We start from the raw sequence: 26,568 nt of genomic DNA, 5'->3' as shown, positions 1-26,568 counted from the left end.
GGACTCAGGGCAGCGGGCCACCCGCGGCGATCGCGCACAGCTGCGCGAACTCGTCGGCGTCCAGGCTGGCCCCGCCCACCAGCGCGCCGTCGACGTCGGCCTGCGCCACGATCTCGCCGACGTTCTTGGCCTTCACCGAGCCGCCGTAGAGCACCCGCACGCCCGCGGCGACCTCGGCGCCGTACAGCGACGACAGGGTCCCGCGCAGCGCGGCGCACACCTCCTGCGCGTCGGCGGCGCCCGCCACCCGGCCGGTGCCGATGGCCCACACCGGCTCGTAGGCGACCACCAGGCCGGCCGCCTGCTCGGCGTCGACCTGCTGCAGCGCGCCGGTGAGCTGGCCCGTGGTGTGGGTGACGTGCTCGCCCGCCTCACGCACGTCCAGGCCCTCACCGACGCACAGGATCGGAGTGATCCCGTGCCGGTACGCGGCGCGCACCTTCGCGTTGACGGCGGCGTCGTCCTCGCCGTGGATCTCCCGGCGCTCCGAGTGCCCGACCACCACGTAGCGGCAGCCGAGCTTGGCGAGCATCACCCCGGACACGTCACCGGTGTAGGCGCCGGAGTCGTGCGGGGACAGGTCCTGCGCGCCGTGCACCACCAGCAGCTGGTCACCGTCGATCATCGTCTGGATCGAGCGGATGTGGGTGAACGGCGGGAGCACCGCCACCTCGACCTTGTCGTAGTACTTCTCCGGCAGGGCGAACGCCAGCTTCTGCACCAGCGCTATGGCCTCGAGGTGGTGCAGGTTCATCTTCCAGTTGCCGGCGATGAGCGGCTTTCGCGTGGCCATCTACTGCTCCAGAACGGCGATGCCGGGGAGGGGCTTGCCCTCCAGGTACTCCAGCGACGCGCCGCCGCCGGTCGAGATGTGGGAGAAGCCGTCCTCGGGCAGGCCCAGGGCCCGCACCGCGGCGGCCGAGTCACCGCCGCCGACGACGGAGAACGCCGAGCCGTCGACGATCGCCTGCGCCACGCCCCGGGTGCCCTCCGCGAACGGGGCCAGCTCGAACACGCCCATCGGGCCGTTCCAGAACACCGTGGCCGCCCCGGAGAGCACCTCGGCGAACGCCGCCACGGACCCGGGGCCGATGTCGAGGCCCTTCCAGCCCTCAGGGATCGCGTCGGCGGCCACCGTCCGCGTGTTCGCGTCGGCGGAGAAGTCGTCGGCCACCACGACGTCGGTGGGCAGCAGGATCTTCCCCGACTCCAGCAGCGTGCGGCAGGTGCCGATCTGCTCGCGCTCGAGCAGGGAGTCGCCGACGCCGTAGCCCTGGGCGGCGAGGAAGGTGAAGCACATCCCGCCGCCGACGAGCAGCGCGTCCACCTTCGGCAGCAGCGCCTCGATCACGGCGAGCTTGTCGGAGACCTTGGATCCGCCGAGCACCACGGCGTAGGGCCGCTTCGGCGACTCGGTGAGCGTCCGGAGCACCTCCACCTCCGAGAGCACCAGCCCGCCCGCGTAGCCCGGCAGGTCGCGTGCCACGTCGTAGACCGAGGCCTGCTTGCGGTGCACGACGCCGAAGCCGTCGGAGACGAAGGCGCCCCCCAGAGGATGGTCACCGGCGTCGGTGAGGGCGACGAGCTCGTCGGCCAGCGCGGCCCGCTCGTCGTCGTCCTTCGACGTCTCGCGCGGGTCGAAGCGGATGTTCTCCAGCATGACGACGTCACCCGCCGCCATGCCGAGGTCGCCGCGCCCGGCGTCCCAGTGCTTCTGGCCGATCAGCCGCACCGGCGCGCCCAGCAGCTCGCCCAGCCGGGCCGCGGCCGGGGCGAGGGACAGGGCCGGGTCCGGCTCGCCCTTCGGCCGCCCGAGGTGCGCCACGATGATGACCATCGCACCGGCCCCGGACAGCTCGGAGATCGTGGGGGCCGAGGCCCGGATCCGCCCGTCGTCGGTGATCTCGCCCGCGTCGTCGAGGGGGACGTTGAGGTCGGAGCGCACGAGGACCACGCGGCCCTCGACGCCCTCGTCGATGAGGTCGTCGAGTGTCTTCACCCGGGCGTCCTCAGAGCTTCGAGGCGACGAGTGCGGTGATGTCGACGAGCCGGTTGGAGTATCCCCACTCGTTGTCGTACCAGCCGACGATCTTGACCTGGTTGCCGATGACCTTGGTGAGGCCGGCGTCGAAGATGCAGGAGTGCGGGTCGGTGACGATGTCGGAGGAGACGATCGGGGCCTCGGTGTAGAGCAGCACACCCTTCAGCGGGCCCTCGGCCGCGGCCTTCATCGCGGCGTTGACCTCCTCGGCGGTGGTCTCGCGACCGACGGTGGCGGTCAGGTCGGTGGCCGAGCCGGTGGGGATCGGCACGCGCAGCGCGTAGCCGTCGAGCCTGCCCTTGAGGTGCGGCATGACCAGCGAGATGGCCTTGGCGGCGCCGGTGGAGGTCGGCACGATGTTCAGCGCGGCGGCGCGGGCGCGGCGCAGGTCCTTGTGCGGGCCGTCCTGCAGGTTCTGGTCCTGGGTGTAGGCGTGGATCGTGGTCATCAGACCCTTCTCGATGCCCACGAGGTCGTCGAGCACCTTCGCCATCGGCGCCAGGCAGTTGGTGGTGCAGGAGGCGTTCGAGATGATCGTCTGGCTGCCGTCGTAGTCGCCGTCGTTGACGCCCTTGACCATGGTCAGGTCCTCGCCGGTGGCCGGCGCGGAGATGACGACCTTCTTCGCCCCCGCGTCCAGGTGCTTGGCCGCGGCCTCGCGCTTGGTGAACAGGCCGGTGGACTCGACCACGACGTCGACGCCGAGGTCCTTCCAGGGCAGCTCGGCGGGGTCGCGCACGGCGAGGCCCTTGAAGCCCTTGCCGTCGACGAGGATCTCCTCGTCGGTGGAGGACACCTCGTACGGGAGGCGGCCGAGGATCGAGTCGTACTTGAGCAGGTGCGCCAGCGTGGCGTTGTCGGTGATGTCGTTCACCGCCACGATCTCGATGTCGGTCTCGCCCGCGCGGCTCTGTGCATCGACCGCTCGCCAGAAGTTGCGCCCGATCCGTCCGAACCCGTTCACGCCTACGCGCACCGCCACGCCAGCCTCCTCGATCGTCCGTGCTGTCGGGTCCGACCCTAGCGTCCGGCGGCCCTCACCCGCGGGGGCAGTGGCGAGAGGCCGCCCACGTCCTCCGGCGCGGGCGGCCCCGGTCCTCAGGCGGGGACCGCCGTCACGGGATCGCCGTCGATCGCCGCGGCGAGCGCGGGTTCGAGCCGGTCCAGGGCGTAGGGCAGGCTCAGGACCGTCCCGAAGCTCAGCGCCGTGATCACGGGCGGGTCGGCGAAGACCTCGCGGCCCTCGCGGACGGCGTCGAGCCGGGCGTGCAGCGGCATCGCGCGGATCGCGTCGCGGTCCTCGCCGATCCAGAGCACGACGTCGAGGTCGACCCGGTCCAGCTGTTCCTGGCTCAGCTCGATGATCCCGGTGCCGGGGTCGGCCCCGGTGAGCTGCGCCGGGACCGTGAACCCGAGCGCCTCGGCGACGTAGCCCCGCAGGTTGGCGGGCGTGAAGACGAACACGTCGCCCTCCACCGGCCCCTCGACGATGGCGAGGGTCGCGCCCGCGAACTCCGGGCGCCGGGCCCGCACCTGCGCGAACCGGTCCTCGACCTCGGCGACCAGCTCGTCGGCCCGCTCGGCCCGGCCGAGGATCCGCCCCGTGTGGCGGGTGCGGTCCTGCCAGGGCGCCAGGAACGGGTCCGCCGCGTGGGCGCTCTCGTGCGGCACCGTCGGGGCGATCCGCGACAGGTCCGCGTACTCGGACTCGGTGATCCCGGCCCAGACGGCGAGGATCAGGTCCGGCTCCAGCGCGGCGAGCTGCTCGAGATCGAGCTCGAAGGGCAGGGCCGCAGGCGCGGTGCCGGCCACCAGGTCCCGCTGCCACGGCCAGTCGGCCGGTGGCTGATCCCCCACCCACTGCCGGACGGCGACCGGGGTGACGCCGAGGGCCAGTACCGCGTCCTGGTCGACGTAGCCGAGGGTGACGACCCGCTCGGGCGCCGCCGGGACCCGGGTGCTGCCGAAGGCGTGCTCGATCGTGCGGGGCCCGGCGGCCGGGGCCGGGGCGGGTCCGCCGGTGCCGCACGCGGCGGTGGCCAGCAGCAGCGCCGCACCGGCCAGCAGCTCCCGGCGGGTCGCGTCGTCGATCGGGGGCAGCGGCCGGTCCCGGACGGCGCCCCGCCCCACGACGGGAGCGGATGGACGGTCAATGGTGATCATGGTTCCTCCTCGGGTCTCACACCAGGTCGGGGTCCGCAGCCCGGACGGCCTCGGCGAGGGTCCGGAAGTCCCCGGCGTAGGCCTGGTAGCTCCACGACTCCAGCGCCCGGTAGGGCACGATCTGCCCGGCCGCGACGTCCGGCCGGGCGGCCCACGTCGCGACGCCGGCCATGGCGGCCGGGTCGTACCGCGAGTCGAGCAGCATCAGGTCCGCCGGGTACTTGCCCGCGGACTCCAGGCTGACGAGATCGAAGAAGAAGCCCGCGAAGTCCTCGTTGATGTCGGCCGACCCGCCCTCGGGCTCGACGAGCGAGAGGCCCAGACCCTGCAGCTGACGCAGGCCCGGTGACGGCGCGGGACGGAAGAACGCCACCCCCTCCGCCGGGTCGGCGTAGGCCGCGACGGCCAGCAGGCCGGGCTTCTCGGCCAGTGCCGCGGTCAGGTCGGCGGCGGCGTCGTCGTAGTCCTGGCGCGCCGCGACCACCGCGGGCGCCTCCACGTCGCCCCCCAGTGCGACGGCCAGCTCCTCGAACCGCCCGATCACCTCCAGCGGGTCGCGGGTGCCGTCGATGGCGACGATCGGCGCCAGCTGCCGGACCTGGTCGAACACCGGCCCGTCGACGAAACCGAAGACCGGGCCCGACTGGCGCGGGTCGAACGCGGTGACGATGAGCTCCGGAGCGGCGGCGGCCAGCGCCTCGATGTCGATCTCGCCGTAGACCTCCCCGACCGACTCGATCCCGGTCAGGTCCACGCCCTCCAGGTTGGGGTTCTGACCGATCGGCGAGCCGCCGAAGACCGCGACCGGCGGCGTGCCCAGGAAGAACAGCGCCGCGCCTGCGGTGTCGTAGGCCGCGATCCGGGTCGGCCGCGTCGGCAGCTCGACGGTCTCGCCGCGGTCGTCGGTGAAGCTCCACGAGCCGGCGGCCGGGTCCGGTGCGGACCCGGTCGGGGCGGTGCCGCAGCCGGCGACGAGTACGGCGAGCGCGCTGCCGGTCAGGAAACGGCGGCGGGTGGTGGCCGCCTCGATCGGGGCCCGTCGGTCCAGGACTGAGATCGTCATCGGCCTACCTCACCATCGTCGGCTCACCTGTGCACAGCGCAGCCTCACCACATGTGGGCGGGGCCGCGCGCGACCGGGTCGGATTCCTTTGTTATGGGCAGCCTCACCTCATATTGCGCAGCATGCGCTTACAATAGGCCGATCGGGTGGTCACCCCCGGTGTGGGCTCAGCTCTCGTCGAGCATGTCCGCGGTGACGGCCGACTCCGTGTCGGGGATCCCGAGGTCGGCGGCCCGCTTGTCGGCCATGTGCAGCAGCCTGCGGATCCGCCCGGCCACCGCGTCCTTGGTCATCGGCGGGTCCGCGAGCTGGCCCAGCTCCTCCAGCGACGCCTGGGTGTGCTCGGCGCGCAGCCGGCCCGCGGCGAGCAGGTGCTTGGGCACGTCGTCGCCCAGGATCTCCAGCGCCCGCGCCACCCGGGCCGCGGCGGCCACCGCCGCCCGGGCCGAGCGGCGCAGGTTGGCGTCGTCGAAGTTGGCGAGCCGGTTGGCCGTGGCCCGCACCTCGCGGCGCATGCGCCGCTCCTCCCACGCCATCACGCACTCGTGCGCGCCCATGCGGGTGAGCAGCGCGCCGATCGCGTCGCCGTCGCGGACCACCACCCGGTCGGCCCCGCGCACCTCCCGCGCCTTGGCGGTGACGCCGAGCCGCCGCGCCGCGCCGACCAGCGCCAGCGCGGCCTCCGGGCCGGGGCAGGTGACCTCGAGCGACGAGCTGCGGCCCGGCTCGGTGAGCGAGCCGTGCGCGAGGAACGCTCCCCGCCACGCCGCCTCCGCGTCGCACACCCCGCCGGAGACCACGGGCGGGGGCAGCCCGCGGACCGGGCGGCCGCGGGCGTCGAGCAGCCCGGTCTGCCGGGCGAGCCCCTCGCCGTCGCGCACCACCCGCATCACGTAGCGCGCGCCGCGGCGCAGCCCGCCCGGCGAGATCACGTGGGCCTCGCAGGTGTGGCCGTAGAGCTCGTGGATGTCGCGGCGCAGCCTGCGCGCCACCGATCCGGTGTCGACCTCGGCCTCGATCACCACCCGGCCGCCGACGATGTGCAGCCCACCGGCGAAGCGCAGCAGCACTGCGACCTCGGCCCGGCGACAGCACGGCTTGGTGATGACGAGCCTGCTCAGCTCGTCCTTGACCGCTGCGGTCATCGCCATGTCACGGACCTCCGACCGGGTTGGACTGTCGAATCGGGCGCTGGTGTCGAACCGGGAGCCGCGGGCGGGCCGGGCACGGCCGCTCCGGCTCCGCCGCTCGACGGGTCCCGGGACTCCCCCGGCCCGGCGACCGCACCGAGCGCGTCGGCCAGCGCCACCGGATCGTGGCGCGCCGGGTCGGCCGCGACCGCGGCCAGGTGGACCCGGCCGCCGGGGGACAGCATCGGTGCCGCCGCCCGGAGAAGCAGATCGGGCACGGGTACCGCGGCGACGTCCGCGACGATCGCGTCCACCCGCAGTTCCCGTGCGTGTTCGGAGAGTACGGCCAGGTGCCGCTCGGGCGAGAAGCCGGCGGTCTCCCCCGGCTCCGGGGCCAGGTTCAGCACCACGACGCGGCGCGCCCGGGAGGTGAGCACGGCGTCGCGCAGCTCCGGGACCAGCAGGTGCGGCAGGACGCTGGTGAACCAGGACCCGGGGCCGAGCACCAGCAGGTCGGCGTCGTGCACGGCGGCCACCGCCTCGGGGCAGGCGCGGGGCTCGGCCGGATGCAGCCACACCCGTCGGACGCGCCCGGGGGTGGAGGCGACGGCGACCTGGCCCCGGATCCGGTGCGGACCACCCGGGCCCAGCCCGGTGACCTCGGCCTCGATGTCGAGCGGCTCGGCGCACATCGGCAGTACCCGCCCGCGCACCCCGAGCAGGTCACCGACGGCGTCGAGGGCCGCGACCGGGTCGCCGAGGGTGTCCATCAGCCCGGCGAGCAGCAGGTTGCCGACGGCGTGCCCGGCCAGGGCGCCGGTGCCCCCGAACCGGTGCTGTACGAGGGTGGCCCAGCGGCGCCCCGCCGGGTCCTCGGCGGCCAGCGCGGCCATCGCCATCCGCAGGTCGCCGGGGGGCAGCAGGCCCAGCTCCCGGCGCAGGCGGCCCGACGAGCCCCCGTCGTCGGCGACCGTGACCACGGCTGTGAGGCGGGCGTCGGCGACCCCCCGCCCCGCCAGCTCGCGCAGCGCGGACAGGGTGGCGTGCAACCCGTGCCCGCCGCCCAGCGCGACGACCCTCAGCGGGCGTCCCGGGTGCGGCACCGAGGCGTGCGGTGCCGTCATTCGCGCCCCAGGTCGCGGTGCGCCACGCTGACGGTGACACCCTGGTCACCCGCGAGGCGCCGCGCGATCTCCTCGCTGATGGCGACGCTGCGGTGCTTGCCGCCGGTGCATCCCACCGACACCGTGAGATAGCGCTTGCCCTCGCGCCGGTACCCGGCCCCGACCAGGCGCAGCAGCTCGAGGTAGCGGTCGATGAACTCCTGCGCACCCTCCTGGCTCAGCACGTAGTCGCGCACCGTCTCGTCGCGCCCGGTGAACTCGCGCAGCTCCGGGATCCAGAACGGGTTGGGCAGGAATCGCACGTCGACGACCAGGTCGGAGTCCATCGGCAGCCCGTACTTGTAGCCGAAGGACACCAGCGTGACCCGGGTGGCCTGCTCGGCCTCGGCACCGAACGCGCGTTCCAGGGTGGCTCGCAGGGTGGGCACCGTGACGGTGGAGGTGTCGACGACCAGGTCCGCGGTCTCGCGCAGTGGGCGCAGCAGCTCGCGCTCGGCGGTGATGCCGTCGACGAGGCGGCCGTCGCCCTGCAACGGGTGGCTGCGCCGCACCTGCTCGAAGCGCCGCACGAGCACGGCGTCGCCCGCCTCCAGGAACAGCAGCCGCGGCCGGTAGCCGCGGGCGTCGAGGTCCTTGATGACGGCGCCGAGGTCGGCGGTGAACGCGCGGCTGCGGACGTCCATCACGACGGCGACACGCGTGATCTCACCGCGCGCCCGCGCGCCGAGGTCGACCATGGTGGCGATCAGCTCCGGCGGCAGGTTGTCGACGACGAACCACCCGAGGTCCTCCAGCACCTTCGCCGCGGTGCTGCGCCCCGCGCCGGACAGCCCGCTGACCAGCGCGACCTCGATCCCGGCCGCGTCATCGGCGACGTCCCCCGTCATTCCCGCTCCCCCGTCATTCCCGCTCCCCCGTCATACCTGCTCCCCCGCCGTGCGGTCCCCGGTGAGCGCGGCCAGCACGGCCTGCGCGGTGCGTGGCCCGAACCCGGGCAGCGCGGCGATCTCGTCGACCCCGGCCGCCCTGAGCCTGCGGACCGACCCGAAGTGCTTGAGCAGCGCGGAGCGCCGGGCCGGGCCCAGCCCCGGCACCCCGTCCAGTTCGGAGCTCGTCATGCCCGCCGACCGCCGCTGCCGGTGGTAGGTGATGGCGAACCGGTGGGCCTCGTCACGCACCCGCTGCAACAGGTAGAGGCCTTCGGAGGTGCGGGAGAGGATCACCGGATCGGGATCCGCGGGCAGCCACACCTCCTCCAGCCGCTTCGCGAGCCCACACACCGCGACGTCGGTGACGCCCAGCTCGCCGAGCACCTCCGCGGCCGCCTCGACCTGCGGCCGGCCGCCGTCGACGACGAGCAGGTTGGGGGGGTAGGCGAACTTCCGCGGCCGCCCGGTCTCCGGATCGATACCGGGGCGGGCCGTGGGTGCGGGGGTCGGGTGGGCGGGGGCGATACCGGGGGCGTCGTCCCGGACAGGGTCGCTGTGACGCGCGTCCTGACCGGTCTCGGACAGGTACCGGCGGAAGCGGCGCCGCACGACCTCCGCGATGGAGGCGACGTCACCGCCCGCCGCACCGTCACGGATCTCGAACCGGCGGTACTCGGACTTGCGGGCCAGACCGTCCTCGAACACCACCAGTGATGCCACGACGTCGGTGCCCTGCACGTGCGACACGTCGACGCACTCGATGCGCAGCGGCGCGGTGTCCAGCCCGAGCGCGTCCTGGATCTCCTGGAGTGCGGCCGACCGGGCCGTGAGGTCCCCCGCCCGGCGCAGCTTGTGCTGGGTGAACGCCTCGGCGGCGTTGCGGGCGACGGTCTCGGCCAGCGCGCGCTTGTCGCCGCGCTGCGGCACCCGGATGCCGACCCGGGAACCGCGCAGTTCGGAGAGCCACTCGGCCAGCGCGTCGGTGTCCGGCGGCAGGTCGGGCACGAGGATCTCGCGCGGCACGGGTGCCTCGGCGTTGTCGCTGGACTCGGCCAGCCCGGCCTGCTCCCCGTAGAACTGCAGCAGGAACCGCTCCACGAGCGCGGCGGTGTCGGTCGGCTCCACCTTGTCGATCACCCAGCCGCGCTGCCCGCGGACCCGACCGCCCCGGACGTGGAACACCTGCACCGCGGCCTCCAGCTCGTCCTGGGCGAACGCCACGACGTCGGCGTCGGTGCCGTCGCCGAGCACCACGGCCTGCTTCTCCATCGCCCGGCGCAGCGCCCCGATGTCGTCGCGCAGTCGCGCCGCCCGCTCGAACTCCAGCCCCTCGGCGGCCTCCGCCATCCGACGTTCCAGCTGCCGGACGAGGTGGTCGGTGCGGCCGGCGAGGAAGTCGCAGAAGTCCTCGACGATGGCGCGGTGCTCGTCGGCGTCGACCCGCCCGACGCACGGCGCCGAGCACTTGTCGATGTAGCCGAGCAGGCAGGGCCGACCGATCTGGCCGTGTCTGCGGAACACCCCCGCGGAGCAGGTGCGGGCCGGGAAGACCCGCAGCAGCAGGTCGAGGGTCTCGCGGATGGCCCAGGCGTGGGCGTAGGGCCCGAAGTAGCGCACGCCCCGGCGCCGCGGTCCGCGGTAGACGTGCAGCCGCGGGAACTCCTCGCCGACCGTGACGGCGAGTACCGGGTAGGTCTTGTCGTCGCGGTAGCGGACGTTGAACCGCGGGTCGAACTCCTTGATCCAGTTGTACTCGAGCTGCAGTGCCTCGACCTCGGTGCCGACGACCGTCCACTCCACGTGGGCGGCGGTGGTGACCATCTGGCGGGTGCGCGGGTGCAGCCCGGTGAGGTCGGCGAAGTAGGAGTTCAACCGCTGGCGCAGGCTCTTGGCCTTGCCGACGTAGATCACGCGGCCGTGGACGTCGGAGAAGCGGTAGACGCCGGGCGCCTCGGGGACGGACCCCGGGGCGGGGCGGTAGGACGCGGGGTCGCTGCGGACCGCTGCGCCGCGCGCGGCGGTCCGGCGGGCAGGGTTCGCGGCGGGTTCGGGCATGGCTCCCCCAGAGTAGGACCGCACCCCGACACGCACGGGCCCCGGGCCGGGTCCGGGCCGGGTCCGGGCCGTGATCGCCATCCGGGAACGCCGAACAGCGCTCCGGCGCGGCCCCGGTTCCCGTTCGTCGATCACGCGGCCGGTCGGTGGGCACTGTCGGACCGCCCTGGTACCCATGGCCGTGATCCGAACACCGGTTCGACGGGAGACCTCGATGGGCACCGACAAGCTCGACACGATCCGCAAGCTGCTGGCCAAGGCCGAGGGGGCCGCCACCACCGAGGAAGCCGAGGCGTACACGGCCAAGGCCGTGGACCTGATGGCCCGCCACGGCGTCGACGAGGCCCTGCTGGGGGCCGCGGACCCCGCACGGGATCCGATCGGTGCGGTCCGGGTGGCGCTGGACGACCCCTACAGCGCGGCCAAGGCGCGGCTGCTGGGCTGGGTCGCGAGCGCGCTCGGCTGCCGCTGCGTGCTGCACGAGGCCCGGGGCGGCCGGGTCGGCACGGTCACCGTGTTCGGGCACGCGTCCGACCGCGAGCGGGTCGAGGTCCTCTACACCTCGCTGTTGCTGCAGGCCACCGCCCAGGTCGTCGGCCTGCGGCCGCCGCGGACCGGGGAGTCGGTCGCGGCCTACCGGCGGTCGTGGTTGCACGGGTTCGCCGTGGAGGTGCACCGCAGGCTCACCGCCGCCGAGCAGGCCGCGGCCGACGCGGCCCGCGCGGCGCCGCCGGGAACGGGCGGGCCGTCGGTCGCGCTCGTGCTCGCCGACCGGCGCGAGCGGGTCGACCGCGCCTACGCCGCCGCGTTCCCGGCGCTGGGCCGGGCCCGCCGGTCGGTGCTGTCCGGATCCGGTTTCGGGGCCGGTGCCCGCGCGGGGGCACGTGCCGATCTCGGGCACACCGCCGTGGGGCGGTCCCGCAGCCGGGCTCTGGGGGCCTGAGATGCGCCTACCCCGGCAGGGCCAGCAGCCCGTCCACCACGAGGTCCACGCGCTCCGCCGACACGTGCGGACGGTCCACCACCGTCGGCACCGCGCCCTCCAGCCGGGTCGCGAGCCCGCCCACCATCCCCGCGCGCACCGCGCCGTGCACGTCCCAGGAGTGCGCCGCCACCAGCGCCACGCGCTCGGGCGGGGTGTCCACCTGTGCGCACACCCAGTCGTACACCCGGGCGGGCGGCTTGAACGACGCGATCGCCTCCGCGGAGTGCACCCCGCGCAGGTAGGTCCGCAGTCCGGCGCGGTCGAGCGCGTCGCACGCGGTTCGCGGGTCGCCGTGGGTGAACGCGTAGGCCGGCACCCGGGCCCGCGCGAGCGTGACCAGCGCCGGCTCCACGTCACGGTGCGGCGGCAGGTGGGCGAACCCGCTCAGCACGTGATCGAGGGCCTCGTCGGTCAGCGTGTGGCCCACCGTGGTGCGCAGCGCGGCCCGGGCCACCTCCCCGAACGGGGGCGCCTGCCCGGCGAGGGTCAGCGCCATGCCGTCGCGCAGGGTGCGGGTGAAGAACAGCTCCCACTCGTGCGCGGGCCTGCCGACGTCCCGGAACCGGTCGCCGAGTGCCTCCACCCGCAGCACCGTCTCGAACACGTCGAACAGCACGACCCGGGGCCTGCGGTCCGCCGCCCGCGGGCGCGACCCGCTGCCGGTCTCATCCGTCGTTGCGCCGCTCGCCCACATCGCACTCCCCCGTCCTGCCCCGGCAGGTCCGTCCTCGGGCTCCGATCGGCTGCGCGGCGCCCGGGCCGAGATCGTTGCTCAGCGCGACGGAGCGCGACCGGGGGACTGCGGTGTGTAGCGCCGAACGGCACGGAGCACGCGCCGAACGTGCAGTGCCCGCAGCGGCGCGAGCGCGTAGCCGGGGTAGCTGGCCAGCCACACGGCGCTGCCGAGGCTCACCGCGTCGGCACCGGCCCAGAAGTACTCACGGCAGTCGTCGGCGGTGCGGATCCCGCCGGTGGCGATGATCGGCAGCGTCACGCCGGCCTCGCGCAGCTCCGACACCACCCGCAGCCCGATCGGCTTGATCGCCCGGCCGGAGAGCCCACCGTAGCGGTTGGTCAGCAACGGCTCCCCGGTGCGCGGGTCCAGCCGCAGCGCCTTCACGGTGTTGATCGCGGTGAGTGCCGACACGCCCGCCCGCGCCGCCTGCTGTGCGTTGCGCAGGTAGTCGTAGTCGGGCGACAGCTTGAGGATCACCGGGTGGTTGCTGCGGGGCACCGCCTGGTCGAGCACGTCCTGGAGGATCGTCGAGAAGTCGAAGTTCACGTTGTGGCAGGACACGTTGAACTCGACGGCCGCGATCTCGCCCGCGGGCACCGCGTCGTTCACCCGGTCCACCAACGTCACGAACTCGGCCGCGGAGAACCCGCCGAGCGAGATGATCGTGCGCTGGTCGCGGGTGCGCGGGTGGTAGTCGCGCAGGTAGGCCTCGATGCCCACGTTGCACCAGCCGAACGCGTTGACCCAACCGCCGTCGGTGCTGCGCAGCACCCGCCCGTAGCGCCGGAGCAGGCCGGGCAGCTCACCGAGGCGGTAGTCGTCGCGGGTGCTGAAGTGGCCCTCGCGACGCTCCACGGTGAGCGTGCGGGTGGTCACCGCGCCGAACTCCGACAGCGGCACGAACATCGACACCGGGCTCATGCCGTACGGCACGAGCGGGGCGTTCGCCACGCCGTAGCCGAGCAGGCTCGACGAGGTCACCAGCCGGTTGCGCAGCACGATGTCGCCCAGCCGCACGTCACCCTGGTCCCGGATCCCCCGCCCACGCAGCACGGGCCCGATGCTACGTGGGCGTCGGGTCGTCGTCGGCGCCCACGCCCGTCAGCCGGCGCGGGCGGCCGCGTGCAGGGAGCGCAGCCGACGGATGCCGTCCACGGCGCGCCGGCCGTCCACGGCCTGCAGGGCCATCACCGGCACGTACTCGTAGTCGGGGAGGTCGAGCCGCGCCCAGGAGGCACCGTCCGGGAAGGCCACCCGCTCCACCTGGTCCCACCCCAGGCGCCGGGTCACGAGGATGTTGCGCACCTCGACGCCCTCGGCGTCCGCCCGCACGCGTGGGCGCGCGACCAGCAGGATCCCGCCGGCGATGAACACGCCGATCAGGATCAGGGCGACCTGGTCGGCGGTGCGGAAGATCACGCCGGTGTCGGTGTTGCGCAGCACCAGCGCGATGGCGACGAACATGCCCACGATGGCCGCCGCGCCCACCCAGGAGATCACGAACAGCTTGCGGGGGCGCAGCACCACGGTCTCGCCGGTACCGGCCCGGCCGGTCCCCGCCTGCTTCCCGGCGTTCACGCCATCTCCCGGTGGTCGGCCGTGCTCTTCAGGTCGCGCAGCACCAGTGCGGTGCGCAGCGCCGCGAGGCAGGCCTCGGCGCCCTTGTCCTCCGCCGAGCCCGGGCGTCCGGACCGGTTCACGGCCTGGTCGTGGGTGTCACAGGTCAGCACGCCGTTGCCCACCGGGGTGCGCTCGTCGAGCGCCACCCGGGTCAGGCCGGCCGTCACCGCGTCGCAGACGTACTCGAAGTGCGGGGTGCCCCCACGCACGACCGCGCCCAGCGCCACCACGGCGTCGTGCGTGCGGGCCAGCTCCTGGCACACCACCGGCAGCTCCACGGTGCCGGGCACCCGCACCACGGTGGGCCGGGCCGCTCCCGACTCCACCGCCACCGCCAGCGCCCGCGCCAGCAGCTCCTCCACGATGTCGGGGTGCCAGGTCGTGGCCGCCACCGCCACCCGCAGCCCGGAGGCGTCGGGCAGGGCGCCGAGCTCGGGTCGTCCCTCGCCGCTCACCGAGCTCCCTCGCCGCGCGGGCCCGGCACCTCGCGCCGGGGGCCGTCGGCCCGGGGGGCCCCGTGCCGATGTTCCGTTCGGCGGCGTCCGCTCACCGGGTTCCGGATCACAGCCCGGCCTCCGAGACGGCCGAGGTCGGCCCCTCGAGGTCGGGCAGGTCGTGGCCCATGCGGTCGCGCTTGGCGCGCAGGTAGGCGAGGTTCTCCGGCACCGCGCGCACCGGGAGGGGCACCCGCCCGGTCACCGTGAGGCCGTAGCCCTCCAGGCCTGCGCGCTTGTCCGGGTTGTTGGTGAGCAGGCGCATCGACCGCACCCCGAGGTCGACCAGGATCTGCGCGCCCATGCCGTAGTCCCGCGCGTCCGCGGGCAGGCCGAGCGCGAGGTTGGCGTCCACGGTGTCGGCGCCGGCCTCCTGCAGCTGGTAGGCCTGCAGCTTGTGCAGCAGGCCGATGCCCCGGCCCTCGTGCCCGCGCATGTAGAGCACGACGCCGCGGCCCTCCGCGGCCACCGCGGCCAGCGCGGCGTCGAGCTGCGGGCCGCAGTCGCAGCGCAGCGAGCCCATCACGTCGCCGGTGAGGCATTCGGAGTGCACCCGCACGAGCACGTCCTCGCCCGGGTCCCCCGCGGTGCCGATGTCCCCGCGCACCATCGCGATGTGCTCGATGCCGTCGAGCACCGAGTCGTAGCCGTAGGCCACGAACTCACCGTGCGCGGTGGGGATCCTGGCCTGTGCCACGCGCACCACGTGCTTCTCGAAGCGCCTGCGATGGCTGATGAGGTCGGCGATCGTGATCAGGGTGAGGTCGTGCTCCTCGGCGAACACCCGAAGCTCCTCGCCGCGGGCCATCGTGCCGTCGTCCTTCTGCGACACGATCTCGCACAGCGCGCCCGCGGGCGAGAGCCCGGCGAGACGGGCGAGGTCCACCGCGGCCTCGGTGTGACCCGGGCGGCGCAGCACGCCCCCCTCGCGGGCCCGCAACGGCAGCACGTGCCCGGGCCGCACCAGGTCGCCCGCGGCCGCGGCCGGGTCGGCGAGCAGCCGGATCGTGTGGGCACGGTCGGCCGCGGAGATGCCGGTGGTGATGCCCTGGCGGGCATCGACGGTCACGGTGAACGCGGTGCGGAAGCTGTCGGAGTTGGTGTGGTGCATCGGCGGGAGGTCGAGGCGGTCGCACTCGGTCTCGGTGAGCGCCACGCAGATGTACCCCGACGTGTAGCGCACCATGAACGACACCAGCTCCGAGGTCGCCATCTCCGCGGCGAAGATCAGGTCGCCCTCGTTCTCGCGGTCCTCGTCGTCGACCACCACCACGGCCTTGCCGGCCTTCAGGTCCGTGATCGCGCGTTCGATCGACTCGGTCCCGGTCAGCGGGAGGGTCTCGCCACCATCGGTACTGTCCACTGCTCCACCGTCCACTCGAGCCGTTCCGGTCATCCGCGGTACCCCGCCGTCAACCGCTCCACGTACTTCGCGACGACATCGACCTCGATGTTGACGGTATCCCCCGGACGCCGGAACCCGAGTGTGGTGTGTGCCAACGTCGTGGGGATCAGGGCCACGGTGAACGTGTCGGCCGACACCCCCGCCACCGTCAGCGACACCCCGTCGACGGTGATGGAGCCCTTCTCCACCACGTACCGGGCGAGGTCGGGGGTGAGGCTGAACCGCAGCTCGTCGCTGCGCTCGGCGGGCGTACGGGAGATCAGGGTGGCCACTCCGTCGACGTGGCCCTGCACGATGTGCCCGCCGAGCCGCCCGCCCACCGGCACGGCCCGTTCGAGGTTCACCGGCGTGCCCGCCGTCACAGCGGAGAGGCTGGACCGCGTGAGGGTCTCGGGCACCAGCTCCACGCGGAAGGTGTCCCCCGTGGCACCGTCGGGGTCGATCACGGTGAGGCAGACGCCGTTCACCGCGATCGAGTCGCCGTGCCCGGCGTCGGTGGTCACCAGCGCACCGCGCACGGTGAACACCACCACCTCGGCGCTCTCCTGCACGGCGAGGACCTCGCCCATCTCCTCGACGATACCGGTGAACATGCCCGCCGCCTCCCGTCCGCTGCTGCGTCCGGCAACAGCCCGGCGCCCCCGGATCATCCCCCGTCCGCCCACGGCCCGATCGGGCGGCTCAGGAGGCGCCCTCCGCACCCGTCCAGTGCCGGTGCGGCGACGCGGTCCGCACCCGGTCCCGCAGGGCGCGCACGGCCCGGCCCGGGTCGTCGGCCCCGTACACGGCCGAACCCGCCACGAAGCAGTCGACACCGGCCTGCGCCGCGGCCTCGATGGTGTCGGAGTTGATGCCTCCGTCGATCTCCACGAGCAGCGTGAGGTGCCCGGTGTCCACGAGCCGGCGCGCGGAACGCACCTTGTCGAGCACCTCCGGGATGAAGCTCTGGCCGCCGAACCCGGGCTCCACGCTCATCACCAGCAGCGTGTCGTAGTGCCGCAGGATCTCCACGTAGGGCTCCAGCGGGGTGCCCGGCTTGATCGACAACCCGGCGCGCGCCCCCGCCGCGCGCAGGTCGCGGGCCAGCATCACCGGATCCCGCGCCGCCTCCACGTGCACCGTCACGTTGTACGCGCCCGCCTCCGCGTAGGCGGGCGCCCAGCGGTCCGGGTCCTCGATCATCAGGTGGCAGTCCAGCGGCACCGCGGTGGCCTTGAGCAGCGACTGCACCACCGGCAGGCCGAGTGTGAGGTTGGGCACGAAGTGCGCGTCCATCACGTCGATGTGCAGCCAGTCGGCGCCGGCGCCCGGCTCCCCGGTCACGGCGTCCGCCTCATCGGCCAGGCGCGCGAAGTCGGCCGACAGCATGCTGGGGGCGATCATCGGGTGCACGCAGGAGAGGCTACGCGGCCCCTGGCGGGTCGATCCGGTGAGCGCCGCCGCACTCCCCACCGACGACCGGCGGGCGGGGGTCGCAGGCGTCGCTCAGGTGCGGCGAAGCAGGCCCAGGAACATGGCGTCGGTGCCGTGGCGGTGCGGCCACAGCTGCACCGTCGGCCCGTCGCCCAGGTCGGGCACGCCGGGCAGGTACACGCGGGCGTCGAGCACCTCGGCGCCGCGCGCCGCCCGGGTGAACACGCCGTGGGTCTCCGCGAGGTGCGGCGAGCACGTCACGTAGGCGACCACGCCCCCGGGCCGCACGTGCCGCAGCGCCGCGGCGAGCAGCTCTCGCTGCAGCTTCGCGAGCCCGGCCACGTCCTCCGGCCTGCGGCGCCAGCGGGCCTCCGGGCGGCGACGCAGCGCGCCGAGCCCGGTGCAGGGGGCGTCCACCAGCACCCGGTCGTAGGCGTCGGCGGCCAGCGGGGCCGCCCGCCCGTCGGCGGTGTGCACGGTGACCGGCAAGCCGTCGACCGCGCGGCGCACCAGGTCGGCACGCTGCTCCCCCACCTCCACCGCGTCCACGGTCATGTCGTCGAGGGCGGCGAGCGCCCCGAGCAGCACCGCCTTGCCGCCGGGGCCGGCGCACAGGTCCAGCCAGCGACCGGTGTCCTCGCCGGTGAGCCGGGCCCGGGTCAGGGCCAGCGCCACGAGCTGGCTGCCCTCGTCCTGGACCACGGCCAGGTGCTGCGCCACGGCGTCGAGGTCGCCGATCGCCCCCGATCCGGGGTCGAGGTGCACGGCGTAGGGCGAGTACGGGCCCTCGGTGCCGCCGGTGGCCAGCGCCAGCTCCTCGGCGGTGATGTCGCCCGGCCGGGCCAGCAGATGCACCACCGGGCGGGAGTCGTCGGCGGCGAGCGCCGCGTCCAGCTCGGCCCCCTCACCGAGGGCACGGGCGCCCAGCGCGTCGGCGAAGGCCTGCGCGATCCACCGCGGGTGGGAGTGCGCGAACGCGGCGTGCCCGAGCGGGTCGTCGGCGACGGGCGGGGCGAGCCGTTCCACCCACGCGGCCTCGTCGCGCTCACCGACCTTGCGCAGCACGGCGTTCACGAAGCCCGCGGACCGCGAGCCGGCCTCGCCGCGCACCAGGTTCACCGTGGTGTCCACGGCCGCGTGCGCGGGGACCCGGGTGCGCAGCAGCTGGTAGGCGCCCAGCCGCAGGGCGTCGAGCAGCGGCGGCTCCACCTTGGCCAGCGGCCGGTCGATGCAGGCCTCCAGCACCGCGTCGAGCAGGCCGCGGGCGCGCAGCGTCCCGTAGCCGAGCTCGGTGGCCAGTGCGGCGTCGCGGTCGCGCAGGCGGTGCCGGCGCAGGATCGCGGGCAGGGCGAGGTTGGCGTAGGAGTCGCGGGTGCGCACCGCGGCGAGGAGTTCCAGCGCGGCCGTCCGCGGCAGGTCCGGCTCCGGCGGGCGACCCGGACCCTGGCGCCCGCGCGGCGGTCCGGACCCGCGCCGCACCCCCGGCCGACCCCGCCGCTCCCCGCGCGGTCCGCCACCGGTGGGCCGTCGCTCCGTCACGACCGGACCTCGGCGGCCCGCGCGCAGGGTGCGGCGCCGGGGTACGGGTCCGGACCGGTGGGCCGGTCTCCGAGAATGTGTGCGAGCGGTCGGGTCGTGGTCACGTGAGCGCTTCCCCGGTCTCGATGCGGACCCCACGTGCCCAGTCGGCGGCGGGCATCGCGCGCTTGCCGACCGGGCGCACCTCGCCCAGCTCCAGCACGCCCGACCCGGTCCCCACCAGCACCTGCCGCCTGCCCGGCGCCAGCACCCCGGGTCCCAGCGGCGGCGGGTCGCTCACCGGGCTCGGCGGGCCGAGGCCGAGCCGCTCCCCGCGGAAGGTGGTCCACGCGCCGGGCTCCGGGGTCACCGACCGCACCGTCCGGTCGATCACCGCGGCCGCCCGGCCCCAGTCGACCCGGGCGTCCGCGGTGGTCACCTTCGGGGCGTGCGAGACCCCCTCGACGGGCTGGGGGCGGGCCACCAGAGTGCCGTCGGCGATGCCGTCCATGGTGGCCACGAGCAGGTCGGCGCCGGAGACCGCGAGACGGCCGAGCAGGTCGCCCGCGGTGTCGCGGGGTCCCACCGCCCCGGTGACCACGCCGTACACGGGCCCCGTGTCGAGCCCCTCCTCCAGCCCGAACGTGCTGGCGCCGGTGATGTCGTCGCCGTGCCGGATCGCCGCCTGCACCGGGGCGGCGCCGCGCCACGCGGGCAGCAGCGAGAAGTGCAGGTTGACCCAGCCGTACCGGGGCACGTCGAGCGCGGCGCGGGGCACCAGCGCGCCGTACGCGACCACGGGGCAGCAGTCCGGCGCCAGAGCGCGCAGGGCGTCGAGGAACTCCGGTTCCGACGGCCGCGCGGGCGTGAGCACCGGGATGCCGGCCTCGTCGGCGACCGCCCCCACCGCGGAGCGGCGCAGCCTGCGGCCCCGGCCCGACGGCGCGTCCGGCCGCGTCACCACGGCCACCACCTCGTGGCGTGCCGACGCCAGCAGTGCCCGCAACGACGGCACCGCGGGCTCGGGGGTGCCCGCGAACACCAGCCTCACCGGTGGGCCCCGGGAGCACCGGTTCGACCCGCACCGGTGCCCGGCCCCGTCGGCGACCCGATCGCGCCACCGCCGGACGGGCGGCCCGCCCGGCGCGGCGCGGGCGTCCGCCGGGCGGCGCGTGGCCGGGCCGGGCCGCGCTCGGCGGTCCCTCCCGTCACCGGGCCTTCCCGAACAGCGCGTGCGGGCTCTCGCGCACGACCGGCACGGCGGCACCGAACCACTCGGCCGCGCGGATCTCGGCCATCGCCTGCTTGCGGGTCTCGGGATCGAGGCGGTCGACGAACAGGATGCCGTCGAGGTGATCGGTCTCGTGCTGGATGCAGCGGGCGAGCAGCTCGCTGCCCTCGATCTCCTGGGGCTCGCCGTGCATGTCCCAGCCGCGGGCCACCACGTGCAGGTGCCGGCGGCAGTCCCAGCCCAGGCCCGGGATCGACAGGCATCCCTCGGGCCCGAGCTGCTCCTCGTCGCCGACGACGTCCCAGGTGGGGTTCACCAGGTGCCCGGCGAAGCCGTCGCAGTCGTAGGTGAACACGCGCAGGCCCACGCCCAGCTGCGGTGCGGCGAGCCCGGCGCCGCCCTCCTCGTGCATGGTGTCGGTGAGGTCGGCCACGAGCCGACGCAGCTCCGCGTCGAACGTGGTGACGGGAGCGGCGGGGGTGCGCAGCACGGGGTCGCCGAACAGGCGGACGGGCTGGACGGGCACGGATCTCCTACGCGGCGGCTTCGACGGGGTGCCCGGAGATTCTGTCACGCGCCGGGTGAGGGGGGTGGGAGGGCCGACGGAGCAGGCCCGGGGCGGGTAGGGCTAGCCGATCTCGGCCGGATCGAGCCGCACCCGTGCGGGGTCGGCGGCCTTGCGGGCGGTGCGGGCGGCCTGGGCGGCGTGCAGCGCGGCGGCGAGCGCCCTCCCCTGCGCCCGGGGCACCCGAAGCAGCGTGCGCTCGCGGACCGGGTCACCGCCGGCGGGGTCCGGTGGCGGACCGTGCGGCGGCTCGATCTCGACCGGGCCGAGCACCTCCACGTCGGGCAGGGCCGCCAGCACCTCGTCGACGACGTGCGCCACCGACGCCGGCACGCCCTCCACCGCGGCCATCCGCACCGCGGGAGGAAAGCCCACCTCGGCGCGCGAGGCGAGCTCGGCGGCGGCGTGCCCGGCCGGGTCCCACCGCACCAGGGCCTGTACGCCGGGCAGCGCGGCGTCGGCGGTGATGACCACGCGCCCGCCGTCGGTGTGCGGCACCACCAGCGCCGTGGCGGCGAGCCAGCGGCGCAGCGTCTCCTCCCCGACGCGCAGGTCGGGCCGCGAGAGCATCGCCCAGCCGTCGAGCAGCAGGGCCGCGCCGTAGCCGCCGTCGGCGGGCGGCTCGGCGCCCGGGGTCGCCACCACCAGCGCCGGGCCGGCGGAGACCCGCGCGAGCACGGCCGCCCCGCCACCGGAGGTACGCACGGGGACGCCGGGGAACGCGCGCCCGAGCTCCTCGGCCGTGCGCCCGGACCCCACCACCCCGGCCCGCAGGCGCCGCGACCCGCAGGCCGCGCACCGGAACGCCGGATCGGGCCGCCCGCACCAGCGGCAGTGCGGGGACGCCACGGACCCTGCGGCGCCCGCACCGTCGCGGTCGGCCGGGTCGCCGGTGTCGTCACCGCGGCGCAGGCCCAGCGGCCCCGCGCAGTGCCGGCACCGCGCCGCCTCCCGGCAGCTGCCGCAGGACAGCCACGGCACGTACCCGCCGCGCGGCACCTGCACCAGCACCGGCCGGCCGGCGTCCAGCGCCGCCCGCGCGGCCTCGAACGCCACGTGCGGCAACCGGGCGGCGCGGGCGTCGGGGTCGCGGGTCAGGTGGCTGTCGGTCTCCCCGAGCGCGACCACCCGCGGCATCGCGGAGCGCACCCCGGCCCGGTCGGCCACCACCTCGCGCGCCCACCCCGACTCCACCAGCAGCTGGGCCTCCGCCGTGCGGGCGTACCCGCCGACCAGCAGCGCCGCCCCGGCCGCGTGCGCGCGCAGCACCAGGACGTCCCGCACGTGCGGGTAGGGAGCGCGGGGCTCGGCGTGCAGGTCGTCGCCGTCGTCCCAGACCACGAGCAGGCCCGGGTCGGCGACCGGCGCGAACGCGGCCGAGCGGGTGCCGACGACCACCCGCACCGTGCCGCGGCGCACCGCGAGCCAGCGGCGGTACCGCTCGGCGGGCCCGAGCTCCGCGGTGAGCGCCACCACCGCGTCCTCGCCGAGCAGGGCGGCACAGGCGGCCACCACGGCGTCGACGTCACGCTGGTCGGGCACCACGAGCAGGGCACCCCGCCCCGCGCCCGCGGTGGCCGCAGCGGCCTCGGCCAGCCGGTCGGCCCACCGCTCCCCGGGCAGCGCCTGCCACACCGCGTGCGCCGCGCGACCGCCCGCGAGCGCGTCGAGCAGGGCCGGGCCGCGGGGGTAGCGGCCCCACCCGGTCGGGTCGGGGGCGGCGGGCGCCGCGGGTTCCCGCCGGCGCGGGACCTCCTTCTCCACCCGCGCGTGCCGCGGTGGCACCGCGAGACGGGCGACGTCGGCGAACACGCCCGCGTACCGGTCGGCGACCACCCGGCACAGCGCGGCCACCTCGGCGGACAGGGCGGGCTCCGGGGACACCACCTTGTCGATCCACGCCAGCCGGCCCTCGTGCTCGGAATCGGCCACCCGCTCGAGCAGGTACCCGTCGAGCGCGCGCCCGGCGAACCGCACCCGGACCCGGACCCCGGGTCGTGCGTCCGCGTCGAGGTGCGCCGGCACCCGGTAGTCGAAGGGGCGGTCCAGGTGGGCGAGCGGGACGTCGACGGCCACGCGCGCCACCGGCCCGACCGCTGCGGGCCGCCACTCCCCCCGGGCCGGAGTCACGGCCGACGACGTCATGTCCCGCATGGTGCAGGACGGGCCCGACGATCCCGGCACCGGCGCCGCACCCGGGGGCGACTCACGACGGCCGCGCCTGATCCCCGTGACCGCCACGTCCCGACCCGGCGCGACGGCCGAGTACCGGCCACCGGGCGGACGGGGGGCGGGTTCAGAGGTTGACCTGGTCGTGGCGGACGTAGAAGTCCACCCACTCCCCCTGCGAGAGCGTCCGCCCGGAGTCCCGGATCTCGTGCAGCTCGGTGAAGAACCGCTCGCGCGGGATGCCGGGTGCGAACAGGATGAGGAACCTCGCGTCGACGTCGCCGTCGTTGCGGAAAGCGTGCGCGCCCTCCTCGGGCACGTACACGTAGTCCCCGGGCCCGAGGACCGACCACGTGCCACCGTCGAAGATCGTCAGCTCGCCGCCGAGCACGTAGAAGGACTCGGAGAACGTGTGGTGCAGGTGCGTCGGGGCGCCGGAGCCGGGTGGTGCCGTGTACTCGAACAGGCCGTAGCGCCCGGCCGTGCTCGACCCGGGCGCGACGAAGCGCACCGCCGGCGGACCCACGAGCTCGGGTGGGTCCGCCGCGCGGTGCACGTGGTAGCTCATGCCCCGCAGGCGGCCTTGAGTGCGTCGGCGCGGTCGGTGCTCTCCCACGGAAGGTCGACGTCGCGGCGGCCGAAGTGGCCGTACGCGGCGGTCTGCGCGTAGATGGGGCGGAGCAGGTCGAGGTCGCGGATGATCGCGGCCGGGCGGAGGTCGAAGACCTCGCCGATGGCCTTCTCGATCTTCGCCGGGTCGACGTGCTCGGTGCCGAAGGTCTCGATGAACAGGCCGACCGGCGCGGCCTTGCCGATGGCGTAGGCGACCTGCACCTCGATGCGCTCGGCCAGCCCGGCCGCGATCGCGTTCTTCGCGACCCAGCGCATGGCGTACGTCGCCGACCGGTCCACCTTCGACGGGTCCTTGCCGGAGAACGCGCCACCGCCGTGGCGGGCGTACCCGCCGTAGGTGTCGACGATGATCTTGCGGCCGGTGAGGCCGGCGTCACCCATCGGACCGCCGACGACGAAGCGGCCGGTCGGGTTGACCAGCAGCCGCATCGCCGAGGTGTCGAGTCCGAGGTCGGCGAGCTCCGGGAGCACGACGTGCTCACGGACGTCGGGGGCGAGCATCCCGTCGAGGTCGATGTCCGCCGCGTGCTGGCTCGAGACCACGACCGTGTCCACGCCGACGGCCTTGTCGCCGTCGTAGGTGATGGTGACCTGGGTCTTGCCGTCCGGGCGCAGGTAGGGCAGAACGCCGGTCTTGCGTACCTCGGTGAGCCGGCGCGCCAGCCGGTGGGCGAGCGCGATCGGAAGCGGCATCAGCTCGTCGGTGTCGGTGTCGGCGTAGCCGAACATCAGGCCCTGGTCGCCCGCGCCCTGCTTCGCGATCTCGTCCTCGCTGGACTCCACGCGGCTCTCGTAGGCGGTGTCGACGCCCTGGGCGATGTCGGCGCTCTGCGCGCCGATCGCCACGTTGACCCCGCAGGACGCGCCGTCGAAGCCCTTGGCCGAGGAGTCGTAGCCGATCTCCAGGATCTTGTCCCGCACCAGGGTGGGGATGTCGGCATAGGTGTTGGTGGTGACCTCACCCGCGACGTGCACCTGCCCCGTGGTCACCATCGTCTCGACGGCCACGCGGCTGCGCGGGTCGTCGGCGAGCAGCGCGTCGAGGATCGTGTCACTGATCGCGTCGCACATCTTGTCCGGGTGCCCCTCGGTCACCGACTCGCTCGTGAACAACCGTCGACCCACTGCTCCCACGCCCTGCTCCATCCGTTGGCCCTGGTAATCGTTCCCGAAGCCTAGTGGAGTCCGATCGCGGGTCGACGTGACGTTCGTCGTGACGCTCGGTGATCGGCTTCGGCCGCCGTCACCGGTTCCGGTGGTGTCGTGGCTGGTAGCGAATCGGTAACGGAGACGCTCGTTGGGCCCTGTAGACATCCCCACCGAGCAGAGGACCGACAGATGAAGGCGTTGCAACGACCGGGCCGCACGGCTGCAGTGGTCGGCGCGGTGGTCGCGGTCAGCGCGACCACCCTGATGGGATTCGCCGGGACGGCGCTGGCCCGGGTGCCGGGCACCTGCACCGACAACGTCAACGTCCGGGCCGAGCCGAGCATCGACTCCCGCATCGTCGCGCTGTGCGAGGCCGGAACGGCGGTCGAGACCGGTGCCACCCGCGACGGGTTCGTGCGGCTCATGGACCTGGGCGGCTGGGCGTCGGCGGAGTACATCTCCATCGACGGTGCGCCGCCGGCGTCGAGCGGGCCCGCCCCGAGCACCGCGACCTCCCCGACCACGGAGCCGACGACGGAGCCGACCGGGGAGCCGACGACGGAGCCGACGACGCGGCCCTCCACCCGCCCGGCCCCGACGGACGAGACCGGCTCCGGGACCGGCGGCGACGCGGGCGACGAGCTGCGGCAGACGCCGTCGGGCTCCGAACCCTCCACCACCGGCCGCAACACCTTCACCCCGCAGGAGTCGGACACCTCGCCCACCACCGACGACGACGAGCCGGAGCCGCAGAGCCCCGGTCTCGCGGGCGGCCTGCTGTAGCCCCCCGCCGCGGGGCGGAGGCTCCGGGTTCCCCGAGACCCGTCGAGCCCCGCCCCGCGGCGCTCCGCAGCCGGCGGCCGCCCGGTGACCGCCGGCCGGTCGGCGGCCGAGGAGGGGCGGGCGGGCTCAGCCGAACCGGGCCGCGACCGCGTCCCAGACGTGGGAGGCCAGCAGCGCCTTCGAGCCGGAGGTCAGCTCCCGCTCGCTGCCGTCGGCCCCGAGCAGCCAGCCCGCGTTGTCGGGCACCTCGAACGCCCGCCCGTCCCCCACCGCGTTGACGACGAGCAGGTCGCAGCCCTTGCGCGCGAGCTTGGCCCGCCCGTGGTGCAGGACGTCACCCGAGCCGTCCCCGGTCTCCGCCGCGAACCCGACGACGACCTGGCCCGGCGCCCGCTGCCGCACCAGATCGACCAGGATGTCCGGGTTGGTCGTCAGCCGCAGCGGCTCCGGCTCCGACCCGTCCTTCTTGATCTTGTGCGTGGCGAGGTCGACGGGGCGGAAGTCGGCCACCGCCGCGGCCATCACCACGGCGTCGGCGCCCCCGACCGCGGCGTCGCCCCGCACCGCGGCCAGCACGGCCTCGCGCAACTCCCGGGCCGAGCCGGCGCGCACGACGTCGACGGCGGCCGGGTCGGCGAGCTCCGCGGTGTGCGCGGACACCAGGGTGACCGCGGCCCCGCGCTGCGCGGCGACCCGCGCGAGCGCGTAGCCCTGCCTCCCCGAGGAGCGGTTGCCCAGGAACCGCACCGGGTCGAGCGCCTCGCGGGTACCGCCCGCGGACACGACCACGCGCCGTCCGGCCAGGTCCCGGGGCAGCGCGTCGGCGCGTTCGAGCAGCAGCCGGGCGAGGTCGGCGATCTCGGCCGGGTCGGGCAGCCGGCCGGGGCCGGTGTCGCGGCCGGTCAGGCGCCCCGACGCCGGTTCCATGACGACGGCGCCGCGCGAGCGCAGCAGCGCCACGTTGGCGCGGGTGGCGGGGTGCTCCCACATCTCGGTGTGCATGGCCGGCGCGAACAGCACCGGGCAGCGCGCCGTGAGCAGCGACGCGGTGAGCAGGTCGTCGGCCCGGCCGTGCGCGGCGCGGGCCAGGAGATCGGCCGTGGCGGGGGCGACGACGACGAGGTCGGCCTGCTGGCCGAGCCTGACGTGCGGAACCGACGGGACGTCGGAGAAGACGCCGGTGTGCACCGGCTGCCCGGACAGCGCCTCGAACGTCGCGGCGCCGACGAACTCCAGCGCCGCCGCCGTCGGCAGCACGCGCACGGAGTGGCCGGTCTCGGTGAGCCTGCGCAGCAGCTCCGCGCTCTTGTAGGCGGCGATCCCACCCGCCACCCCCAGCAGCACCGAGGGTGACGAGGGCAC

At 75.1% G+C, this 26,568-nt stretch carries 25 protein-coding genes; 2 read left to right on the top strand and 23 right to left on the bottom strand.

Annotation, left to right across the window (positions count from 1 at the left end):
• Positions 1-4 precede the first annotated feature (4 nt).
• The 9 genes from tpiA to uvrC form a co-directional block, all read right to left on the bottom strand.
• On the bottom strand, positions 5-793 hold the full coding sequence (gene tpiA / locus Q1K26_RS28250) for a triose-phosphate isomerase (RefSeq protein ID WP_300019570.1): 789 nt from the start codon (positions 791-793) through the stop codon (positions 5-7).
• Positions 794-1,999, bottom strand: a complete 1,206-nt coding sequence (locus Q1K26_RS28245) for a phosphoglycerate kinase (protein WP_300019568.1) — start codon at positions 1,997-1,999, stop codon at positions 794-796.
• Between the two features lie 10 nt (positions 2,000-2,009).
• Complete coding sequence (gap, locus tag Q1K26_RS28240; protein ID WP_300019566.1) at positions 2,010-3,023, bottom strand: type I glyceraldehyde-3-phosphate dehydrogenase; 1,014 nt, start codon at positions 3,021-3,023, stop codon at positions 2,010-2,012.
• Positions 3,024-3,139: 116 nt separating this feature from the next.
• Positions 3,140-4,204, bottom strand: a complete 1,065-nt coding sequence (locus tag Q1K26_RS28235; protein ID WP_300019564.1) for an iron-siderophore ABC transporter substrate-binding protein — start codon at positions 4,202-4,204, stop codon at positions 3,140-3,142.
• 16 nt (positions 4,205-4,220) lie between these two features.
• A complete protein-coding gene (locus Q1K26_RS28230) occupies positions 4,221-5,267 on the bottom strand; it encodes a twin-arginine translocation signal domain-containing protein (protein ID WP_300019562.1) in 1,047 nt (348 codons plus the stop codon).
• Positions 5,268-5,434: 167 nt separating this feature from the next.
• Complete coding sequence (gene whiA / locus Q1K26_RS28225; protein ID WP_300019560.1) at positions 5,435-6,418, bottom strand: DNA-binding protein WhiA; 984 nt, start codon at positions 6,416-6,418, stop codon at positions 5,435-5,437.
• Positions 6,409-7,479, bottom strand: a complete 1,071-nt coding sequence (yvcK, locus tag Q1K26_RS28220) for a uridine diphosphate-N-acetylglucosamine-binding protein YvcK (RefSeq protein ID WP_300019658.1) — start codon at positions 7,477-7,479, stop codon at positions 6,409-6,411. Before yvcK ends, whiA begins: the two co-directional genes overlap by 10 nt.
• Positions 7,480-7,517: 38 nt before the next feature.
• A complete protein-coding gene (gene rapZ / locus Q1K26_RS28215) occupies positions 7,518-8,408 on the bottom strand; it encodes an RNase adapter RapZ (RefSeq protein WP_300019558.1) in 891 nt (296 codons plus the stop codon).
• A 30-nt stretch (positions 8,409-8,438) separates the two neighbouring features.
• Positions 8,439-10,505, bottom strand: a complete 2,067-nt coding sequence (gene uvrC, locus Q1K26_RS28210; protein ID WP_300019556.1) for an excinuclease ABC subunit UvrC — start codon at positions 10,503-10,505, stop codon at positions 8,439-8,441.
• A 214-nt stretch (positions 10,506-10,719) separates the two neighbouring features.
• On the opposite strand from uvrC, the gene Q1K26_RS28205 reads away from it, so the two are divergent.
• Positions 10,720-11,448 carry a DUF2786 domain-containing protein gene (locus Q1K26_RS28205; protein WP_300019554.1) on the top strand — a complete coding sequence of 243 codons (729 nt, stop codon included), beginning with the start codon at positions 10,720-10,722 and terminating at the stop codon, positions 11,446-11,448.
• Positions 11,449-11,455: 7 nt separating this feature from the next.
• Here Q1K26_RS28205 and Q1K26_RS28200 read toward each other — a convergent pair whose 3' ends face one another.
• From Q1K26_RS28200 to metK, 13 genes are all read right to left on the bottom strand, one after another.
• Positions 11,456-12,106: a haloacid dehalogenase gene (locus tag Q1K26_RS28200; protein ID WP_300019552.1), complete on the bottom strand. Its 651-nt coding sequence runs from the start codon at positions 12,104-12,106 to the stop codon at positions 11,456-11,458.
• A 156-nt stretch (positions 12,107-12,262) separates the two neighbouring features.
• Entirely contained in the window at positions 12,263-13,279 is a 1,017-nt protein-coding gene (locus tag Q1K26_RS28195) for a dihydroorotate dehydrogenase (protein WP_300019550.1), read from the bottom strand.
• Between the two features lie 48 nt (positions 13,280-13,327).
• A complete protein-coding gene (locus tag Q1K26_RS28190) occupies positions 13,328-13,804 on the bottom strand; it encodes a PH domain-containing protein (protein WP_300019548.1) in 477 nt (158 codons plus the stop codon).
• Positions 13,801-14,301, bottom strand: a complete 501-nt coding sequence (gene ribH / locus Q1K26_RS28185) for a 6,7-dimethyl-8-ribityllumazine synthase (protein ID WP_300019546.1) — start codon at positions 14,299-14,301, stop codon at positions 13,801-13,803. The genes Q1K26_RS28190 and ribH overlap by 4 nt, the downstream gene beginning before the upstream one ends.
• 106 nt (positions 14,302-14,407) lie before the next feature.
• Positions 14,408-15,703 (bottom strand): bifunctional 3,4-dihydroxy-2-butanone-4-phosphate synthase/GTP cyclohydrolase II, encoded by a 1,296-nt coding sequence (locus Q1K26_RS28180; protein WP_300019544.1) that lies wholly within the window; start codon positions 15,701-15,703, stop codon positions 14,408-14,410.
• A gap of 29 nt (positions 15,704-15,732) precedes the next feature.
• Positions 15,733-16,338, bottom strand: coding sequence for a riboflavin synthase (locus Q1K26_RS28175; protein WP_300019543.1), 606 nt, complete (start codon positions 16,336-16,338; stop codon positions 15,733-15,735).
• 88 nt (positions 16,339-16,426) lie between these two features.
• A complete protein-coding gene (rpe, locus tag Q1K26_RS28170; protein WP_300019656.1) occupies positions 16,427-17,128 on the bottom strand; it encodes a ribulose-phosphate 3-epimerase in 702 nt (233 codons plus the stop codon).
• Between the two features lie 102 nt (positions 17,129-17,230).
• Complete coding sequence (locus Q1K26_RS28165; protein ID WP_300019654.1) at positions 17,231-18,637, bottom strand: RsmB/NOP family class I SAM-dependent RNA methyltransferase; 1,407 nt, start codon at positions 18,635-18,637, stop codon at positions 17,231-17,233.
• A gap of 160 nt (positions 18,638-18,797) precedes the next feature.
• Entirely contained in the window at positions 18,798-19,727 is a 930-nt protein-coding gene (gene fmt / locus Q1K26_RS28160) for a methionyl-tRNA formyltransferase (RefSeq protein WP_300019542.1), read from the bottom strand.
• A gap of 157 nt (positions 19,728-19,884) precedes the next feature.
• Positions 19,885-20,433: a peptide deformylase gene (gene def / locus Q1K26_RS28155; protein ID WP_300019541.1), complete on the bottom strand. Its 549-nt coding sequence runs from the start codon at positions 20,431-20,433 to the stop codon at positions 19,885-19,887.
• Positions 20,434-20,535: 102 nt separating this feature from the next.
• Positions 20,536-22,617 (bottom strand): primosomal protein N', encoded by a 2,082-nt coding sequence (locus tag Q1K26_RS28150; protein ID WP_300019540.1) that lies wholly within the window; start codon positions 22,615-22,617, stop codon positions 20,536-20,538.
• Between the two features lie 151 nt (positions 22,618-22,768).
• Positions 22,769-23,209, bottom strand: a complete 441-nt coding sequence (locus Q1K26_RS28145; RefSeq protein WP_300019539.1) for a cupin domain-containing protein — start codon at positions 23,207-23,209, stop codon at positions 22,769-22,771.
• Positions 23,206-24,420, bottom strand: a complete 1,215-nt coding sequence (gene metK, locus Q1K26_RS28140; protein ID WP_300019538.1) for a methionine adenosyltransferase — start codon at positions 24,418-24,420, stop codon at positions 23,206-23,208. The genes Q1K26_RS28145 and metK overlap by 4 nt, the downstream gene beginning before the upstream one ends.
• A gap of 192 nt (positions 24,421-24,612) precedes the next feature.
• On the opposite strand from metK, the gene Q1K26_RS28135 reads away from it, so the two are divergent.
• The gene (locus Q1K26_RS28135) at positions 24,613-25,206 is read left to right on the top strand and encodes an SH3 domain-containing protein (RefSeq protein WP_300019536.1); all 594 of its coding nucleotides are present in this window, start codon (positions 24,613-24,615) and stop codon (positions 25,204-25,206) included.
• Positions 25,207-25,332: 126 nt separating this feature from the next.
• On the opposite strand, the gene coaBC is transcribed toward Q1K26_RS28135, so the two are convergent.
• Positions 25,333-26,568: a bifunctional phosphopantothenoylcysteine decarboxylase/phosphopantothenate--cysteine ligase CoaBC gene (coaBC, locus tag Q1K26_RS28130; protein ID WP_300019534.1), complete on the bottom strand. Its 1,236-nt coding sequence runs from the start codon at positions 26,566-26,568 to the stop codon at positions 25,333-25,335.

The sequence above is a fragment of the Pseudonocardia sp. genome (genome assembly GCF_029263155.1).
Classification (GTDB): Bacteria; Actinomycetota; Actinomycetes; order Mycobacteriales; family Pseudonocardiaceae; genus Pseudonocardia.
The sequence above is the reverse complement of the archived record's forward strand: the minus strand, read 5'-3'. Positions and strand labels throughout refer to the sequence as shown.